Below are 7,013 nucleotides of genomic sequence, written 5' to 3'. Positions count from 1 at the left end.
TCTGCGGCTCCGACGACGCCGACTGCTAGATCTCAGGGTTTTATCGGGGCGCTCCCCGATGTGCGGAACTCTCCTGAGCTGCCACAATTGACTCTGACAGCGACACAGAGACCGCACCCGAGGAGCCTGACATGAACGACTTCCACACCCCGCTGCACCAGCGCCGTCTGCACCGTTCCCTCACCGACCGCTATGTGGCCGGTGTGCTGGGAGGCATCGCCGAGACCTACGACTGGAACCCGACCCTGGTCCGCCTGATCTTCATCGCGGCCCTCATCGTCAGCGCCGGCACCCCGCTCCTGGCCTACGTCATCGCCTGGTTCATCATGCCTGACGGGTGACAGCCTCCTGAGTGAACAAGCACACCGCCCGTCCCCACAGCGTGGGGGACGGGCGGTGTGGCGTCGATAAGCAGGGGCTAGAAGAAGTCCTCGCGCGTGGCGTTCGGGTGCTGCGCCAGCGGCGTGACCTTGATGTCCATGTACTTGTACATCGGGAACCCGGAGAGCACCTCGTGGAGGTGGTCGTTGTCGCGGACGTCGTAGATGGAGTAGTTCGCGTACTCACCGACCACGCGCCAGATGCCCTTCATCGTGCCCTCCTTCTGGAGGTTGCCCGAGTACTCCTTCTCGCGGACCTGGAAGTCGGCGACCTGCTCAGGGGTCAGGGACTCGGGGAACGTGACATCCATGCGGGCCAGGAACAGCATCGGCGGGACCTTTCGGTGGAGGGGTATGGTGACACCTCACGATACCCGCTCCGTGCCCGGAAGGTCCGGAGCAGCGTCTCAGAGCAGCTGCCGCAGCACGTACGGCAGGATGCCGCCGTGACGGAAGTACGCCTCCTCCGCCGGGGTGTCGATGCGGACGACCGCCTCGAACTCCACGTGTGACCCGTCCGGGGACTCGGCACGCACGGTCACCGTCGCGGGGATGTCCTCGCGGCCGGCCAGACCCGTGACCGAGAAGACCTCCTCGCCCGTGAGTCCCAGCGACTCGGCGGAATCGCCCTCCGGGAACTGAAGCGGCAGCACACCCATGCCCACCAGGTTGGAACGGTGGATGCGCTCGAAGGAGCGGGCGATGACCGCGCGCACCCCGAGCAGAGACGTGCCCTTCGCCGCCCAGTCACGGGAGGAACCGGAACCGTACTCGCTGCCCGCGAGGACGACGAGCGGGACGTCCTCATCCCGGTAGCGCTGCGCGGCGTCGTAGATAGACATCTCCTCACCGTCCGGCAGGTGACGGGTGACGCCACCCTCCGTGCCGGGGGCGAGCAGGTTGCGCAGACGCACGTTGGCGAAGGTGCCGCGGACCATCACGTGGTGGTTGCCGCGTCGCGAGCCGTAGGAGTTGAAGTCCTTCGGCTCCACTCCCTGTTCCTGCAGGTAGCGGCCCGCCGGGGACGTCGGGTTGATCGCGCCGGCCGGCGAGATGTGGTCCGTCGTGACCGAGTCACCCAGCAGCGCCAGCACACGTGCCCCCGCGATGTCCTCCACCGGGGCGGGCTCCACCTCCATCCCGTCGAAGTAGGGCGGCTTGCGGATGTAGGTCGACTCGCCGCTCCAGGCGTACTTGTCACCCTCCGGGATGTCCATGCCGCGCCAGTTCCCGTCACCATCGAAGACCGTGTCGTAGCTGGCGGAGAACATCTCGGCGCGCACGTTCTCGTCGACGACCGCGCGGACCTCCTCCTCCGTGGGCCAGATGTCCCGCAGGTAGACGTCCCGGCCTTCGGCGTCCTGCGCGAGCGGATCCTCCAGCAGGTTGGTGTGCATGCTGCCCGCGAGGGCGTACGCGACGACCAGCGGCGGGGAGGCGAGGAAGTTCATCTTCACCTCGGGGTGGATGCGCCCCTCGAAGTTGCGGTTGCCCGACAGGACGGACGCCACGTTGAGGCCCTGGCCCGTCACCGCGCGGGAGACCTCCGGGATGAGCGGACCGGAGTTACCGATGCACGTCGTGCAGCCGTAACCGATGTTGTGGAAGCCCAACTCATCCAGATACTCCGTCAGGCCGGCGCGCTCCAGGTAGGTGGTGACCACGCGGGAGCCCGGCGCCAGCGTCGTCTTCACCCAGGGGCGGGTGCGCAGTCCACGCTCCACGGCCTTCTTGGCCAGCAGGGCGGCGCCCAGCATGACCGAGGGGTTGGACGTGTTGGTGCACGAGGTGATCGCCGCGATGACCACGTCACCGTGGTCGATGATCGCCGGGGTGTCGTTGATGACGACGTCCACCGGGTCGGAGGGCCAGCCGAGCTTCATGTTCATCGTCAGCTGCTCGCGGGTGAGTTCGCGCGGCGGTGCGTCCTTCCGCGGGCCCGGGGTCAGCGACACCGGGTCACTGGCCGGGAAGGAGTCCACGGAGGCGTCGTCGACGCCACCCTCCGTCGGTTCGTAGACGCTGTGCTCGCCGGCGAGGAGCCCCAGCACGGTGGCGGGGGCGTCGCCGAGGTTCATGCGGTCCTGCGGGCGGCTCGGACCGGCGATCGACGGGGTGACCGTCGACAGATCCAGCTCGACGACCTGGCTGTAGTCCGCCGGGGACTCCGGGTCGTGCCACAGCCCCTGCACCTTCGCGTACTCCTCGACGAGCGCGATCTGCTGCTCGTCGCGGCCGGTCAGGCGCAGGTAGTTGAGGGTCTCGTCGTCGATGGGGAAGATCGCCACGGTCGCGCCGTACTCGGGGCTCATGTTGCCCAGCGTCGCGCGGTTGGCCAGCGGGATCGAGGACACACCCGGTCCGAAGAACTCCACGAACTTGCCCACGACCCGCGTCTTCCGCAGCAGCTCCGCCACCGTGAGCACCAGGTCGGTCGCCGTGGTGCCGGCCGGCAGCTCACCGGTCAGCTTGAGGCCGATGACCTCCGGGATGAGCAGGCTGGCGGGCTGGCCGAGCATCGCGGCCTCCGCTTCGATGCCGCCCACACCCCAGCCGAGCACGCCGAGGCCGTTGACCATCGGGGTGTGTGAGTCCGTGCCGACGAGCGTGTCCGGGTACGCCTGCAGCACGCCGTCGCGTTCGCGGGTGAACACCACGCGGCTGAGGTACTCGAGGTTCACCTGGTGGCAGATGCCGGTGTCCGGCGGAACCACCACGAAGTCGGCGAAGGACTGCTGCGCCCACCTCAGCAGCTGGTAGCGTTCCTCGTTGCGTTCGAACTCGAGCTGCGCGTTGATGTCGAGTGCCTGCGGGCTGCCGAAGGCGTCGGCGATGAGGGAGTGGTCGATGACCAGTTCCCCCGGGATGAGCGGATTGATCTTCTGCGGGTCGCCGCCGAGGTCGGACATCGCGTCGCGCATGGCGACGAGGTCGACGACACACGGCACACCCGTGAAGTCCTGCATGAGGACGCGCGCCGGGGAGAACTGGATCTCCTCCGTGGACGCCTCCTCGGGTGACCAGTTCTGCAGCGCCTCGATCTGGCTCTTCGTGACGAGCCTTCCGTCCTCGTTGCGCAGCAGGTTCTCCAGCAGGATGCGGAGGGAGTAGGGGAGCCGGGCCCTGGTCTCGACCCGGTCCAGTCGGTGGATCTCGTGGTCGGTCTCGCCGACCCTCAGAGTGTCCCTGGTGTTGAAGCTGTTGGTGCTCATGGCGGATCAACCTCACATGCCGACCTTGTGTCAGGGCGGCAAAAATACGGGGGAATAAGGGATACATCCCACGCTACGTGAGGTGCGTCACTTCCGCCACCATGCGGTTCCGCTTATCGACGTCCCCCACCCAGCAGCCCACCCAGCAGCTCACCGAGGACCCCGCCGAGGCCACCCGGGGCCTGCGCCTGGGTCTGGCCGGCCTGGCCGCCGCCGAGCACCTGGCCGAGGATCGCCTCCAGCAGACCACCCTTACCCGGGGCCTGCGCCTGCGTCTGCGAGCCGCCACCCTGGGTCAGACGACCCGCCAGCCAGGACATGGCCAGCGGCGCCAGGATCGGCATCAGTGCACGGACCAGGCTCGTGCCGCCGACGAGGCCGCCGAGCTGGTGCGCCACCTGGTCCTCATTCTTGCCGAACACGTGGTGGGCGATCTTCGCGCCATCCTGGGTGTCGATGTCGTCCACGTTGACGTCACCCTCGACGAGATCCGGGTTGTGGGAGTCCAGCGCAGAGGCCAGGGACTCGCGGCCGGCCGGGTCCTGGGCGTTCGCGCCCATGCCGGCCAGCAGGGTCGACAGGATCTGCTCGGACGCCTGACGGACCTTCGCGGGATCCTCGCCCAGACGGGCGGCGATGCTGTCGATCGGGAGCTTGGACAGGAGATCGTTCAGGTTGTTTGTCATGACACAAATCTTAGTGGGAACTGAGTGGACGTGTGGCGGTACCGGGGATCTGCGGTGCCCATCCTGAGGGAACGCCTGAGAGGATGTCCGGGGGACGTCAGAAATAGCCCTCCATGTATTCCCGGGAATCGAGGCCGATCGTCTCGAAGTGATGCGCGAGCCGCACCTCATCCTCCAGGAACTCAAGCTCCTCCTCCGACGCCCCTGCAGCGCGGGCGGAAGAGAGCTCGTCGATCACGAGCGCATGCCCCTGCCAGACCGTGAGACCGAGAGCGCGGTACGCGAAACTGGACGGCGCCTCACTCTCGTCGACGTCTCCGGCCCCGTTCAACTCCCGCAGATGGGCAGCGCATTCAACCGCACTGAGCTGCGACAGGTTGACTCTGTCCAGCTCGACCTCGAGGCCACACCTGTTCAGGTCGACAACGAACTCCAGGAAATTCACGTCGTCCGGGCCGACGTGCACGAAGACGTCACCGTCCGGGAAAGCGTAACGGCCCCGGGTGGCCTCGGCGGAAGCAGGCTTACCGAGTAGTGCAATGACCTCCTCCAGATGAGTATCGAAGCGGACGAACTCCGCGCCCTCGTACGGATGAAGAGTGACTGATGGCTGCAGGGTGGCCTCTCAGGGATGAGTGGGTGCCCGGAGACTGACACCGCCCGGCCAGCACCGCAGGGCGAGCGACAGGCACGGCCGTGGAGGGGTAGGGGGCCGGCATTTCCTGTATTGCTCCAGGCACGAGGTGTCGAGCTCCAACAGCTTGCTGGAGTCGGGGATTGCTGCTGAGTTCTCGCTGTCTGGCTCCACTAAGGGCACCCGGATGCCTTCGTGTTGGAGGACAGCCGTATGCGCCACGACACACTCAGCAAGGCAGAGCGAAGCACCTTGAGGTCACCGGGCAGATGCGTTGTCTGGGGATCGGGAGGGCCGGGACGGGCACGACCACGCTGATGGTCATCAATGGGGCCTGGGCCACGACGATCCACCCAATCTCCTCAACCGGAGGGCAGAGAACATGCCCGCTAGCAGACGGAGATGACAAAGAGTCAGGCCCGCACCGAGAACACGTTTTCGGTGCGGGCCTGCTGTCGACGATGTGGCGATTCATGAGGGGGTGCCATCTTATTGCCCTGAGCTTGCAGGAGCAGTCGCTGCTGCAAGTCGGATATCTTCGGAAACTCCGCATAATCCCTTCGACCGACTTCTCGGTCGGATGACCTGTGACGTTCTGCTGCGAACGATGTTAAACCGAGATCTGACTTCAACAGTCAGTTGGGTCCAGGGGATTCACGTCGGAGGTTGGAAATCGAACAATCAATGTCCTGCACTGATTCATGCCGTCGCACCGTCTGTTGAAGTAGGGACGGCTGGATGCCGGGTAGGCGCGGCTTTGCCCATACAGATTCTTGTGCGCCGCGCAACAATCATTCTGGAGATTATCAACCAATCAACGACAGAGGCCACTAGGAATCGGGGTCGTCTCGACGTAGTGTTTCGGGGGCAATCTCGAGCGTCTGGTTTGCTGCGTTGAGCATGCTTGCAAGGTTTGCGAGTGATTCGTCTTCCAAGAGTGATGGGTTCCTAACCATATTCCGAATCAGGGCCTGTAAGTTTTCTCGCGGAATCTGCTTTACAGTCTCTTCGATCTCTGCGTAATCTTCGACGCCAAGGATATATGCTGAACTAACGATTCGGAATTGTTCTTCGCTGTAGACGCGGGCGGCCATGCCTGCAGTAAAGCGAGACATGGCCTCTTCGCGGGACATGATTTGCCGCTGGTCGATTTCGACAGCAGACTGCTCAGCGTCAGTAAGTTCATCTCCCTCAACGTCGGATTGATTCTTCCGTCCGATCTTGCGAATTTTCTGCGCCTGACGGTTTACAGCAGGGCGGCCTTGTTCCTGCCACCATTTCTTAACATGAGGAGCGGCCCGGGCGACACCAATTATCGTCCCTAGGGTCAAGATGCCGGCAAGTATCTTGGCTAGTTCATCGCCTTCCTCGGACTATCGGCGAGAGTCCGAGGTGATGAAAGTGTTTTCGTACGAGTACTCGTCGTCCTCGTCGAGGCCTTCGTCACCTGGAACAAATCGCGCATGACCCGCCAACACTCGATCCTCATTGTAGAGGTTTTGAGAAAGAGAGCCGTCTTCCCGGTTTCCGGGGCTTCCAACGTCGTCGTCCCATTCGTAGTAGCCATAGATCCTACCCATGGCCAAATCTTATCTTGGTTTCACATACGTGGTAGTCGTGTGAACGAAGAACATGAGGCAATTCGAGGAGCACACAACGTTCCCCGGCACCGTTCAATCGCTTGCCCTATCGGAAGGGAGAAACGCCACTCCTGTGTGCTTGCCACCTCCTTGAGTAGAGATGCTCGGCTAGGTGCCCTAGGAGGGGCTTGAAGACCGCAGAGTCGCGGTGTGGATCATCAAAGTAGGGATCAAGAATCAGCGGGGTGGTGGTGATTCCTGCGGGCGGGAGCAGGGGGTCCGTAAACGAGCAAAAATGACGCTGCTGTGACCTGTGCAAACAGGTCACAGCAGCGTCATTTTCCAGCGCCGGTCAGGCTAATAAACCAAGTGATGCCTGGTCAATAAGCCAATACCCCGAAAATTTGCGTCCCCGACAGGATTCGAACCTGCGACCTTTGGTACCGGAAACCAGTGCTCTATCCACTGAGCTACGGAGACAGTGTGGCCATCCCGCTCGGGGATGACAACGCTGAAAGTCT

The 7,013-nt window shown here is 63.9% G+C and carries 6 protein-coding genes and 1 tRNA gene; 1 reads left to right on the top strand and 6 read right to left on the bottom strand.

Going from position 1 to position 7,013, the window contains the following annotated elements; translation table 11 throughout:
* Positions 1–131 precede the first annotated feature (131 nt).
* Positions 132–341 carry a PspC domain-containing protein gene (locus GXZ33_RS09960; protein ID WP_291340881.1) on the top strand — a complete coding sequence of 70 codons (210 nt, stop codon included), beginning with the start codon at positions 132–134 and terminating at the stop codon, positions 339–341.
* A gap of 77 nt (positions 342–418) precedes the next feature.
* On the opposite strand, the gene catC is transcribed toward GXZ33_RS09960, so the two are convergent.
* The 6 genes from catC to GXZ33_RS09930 all read right to left on the bottom strand — a co-directional run bounded on the left by catC (position 419) and on the right by GXZ33_RS09930 (position 6,972).
* Entirely contained in the window at positions 419–709 is a 291-nt protein-coding gene (gene catC, locus GXZ33_RS09955) for a muconolactone Delta-isomerase (protein WP_291340880.1), read from the bottom strand.
* A 78-nt stretch (positions 710–787) separates the two neighbouring features.
* Positions 788–3,592, bottom strand: coding sequence for an aconitate hydratase (locus tag GXZ33_RS09950; protein ID WP_291340879.1), 2,805 nt, complete (start codon positions 3,590–3,592; stop codon positions 788–790).
* A 113-nt stretch (positions 3,593–3,705) separates the two neighbouring features.
* Positions 3,706–4,278, bottom strand: coding sequence for a DUF937 domain-containing protein (locus GXZ33_RS09945; protein ID WP_291340878.1), 573 nt, complete (start codon positions 4,276–4,278; stop codon positions 3,706–3,708).
* 97 nt (positions 4,279–4,375) lie between these two features.
* Positions 4,376–4,744 (bottom strand): hypothetical protein, encoded by a 369-nt coding sequence (locus GXZ33_RS09940; RefSeq protein ID WP_291340877.1) that lies wholly within the window; start codon positions 4,742–4,744, stop codon positions 4,376–4,378.
* A 998-nt stretch (positions 4,745–5,742) separates the two neighbouring features.
* Positions 5,743–6,243: a hypothetical protein gene (locus tag GXZ33_RS09935; RefSeq protein ID WP_291340876.1), complete on the bottom strand. Its 501-nt coding sequence runs from the start codon at positions 6,241–6,243 to the stop codon at positions 5,743–5,745.
* A 656-nt stretch (positions 6,244–6,899) separates the two neighbouring features.
* Positions 6,900–6,972, bottom strand: a tRNA-Arg gene (locus GXZ33_RS09930).
* Positions 6,973–7,013: the final 41 nt, after the last annotated feature.

Source organism: Corynebacterium sp. (assembly GCF_012838985.1).
Taxonomy (GTDB): domain Bacteria; phylum Actinomycetota; class Actinomycetes; order Mycobacteriales; family Mycobacteriaceae; genus Corynebacterium.
Note: the sequence above shows the minus strand (reverse complement) of the source record. Positions and strands in the feature narration are given on the sequence as shown.

Bases quoted from the DNA above. Each gene is read 5' to 3' on its own strand.
- catC (WP_291340880.1), bottom strand. From the start codon at position 709: ATGCTGTTCCTGGCCCGCATGGATGTCACGTTCCCCGAGTCCCTGACC.
- GXZ33_RS09950 (WP_291340879.1), bottom strand. From the start codon at position 3,592: ATGAGCACCAACAGCTTCAACACCAGGGACACTCTGAGGGTCGGCGAG.
- GXZ33_RS09945 (WP_291340878.1), bottom strand. From the start codon at position 4,278: ATGACAAACAACCTGAACGATCTCCTGTCCAAGCTCCCGATCGACAGC.
- GXZ33_RS09960 (WP_291340881.1), top strand. From the start codon at position 132: ATGAACGACTTCCACACCCCGCTGCACCAGCGCCGTCTGCACCGTTCC.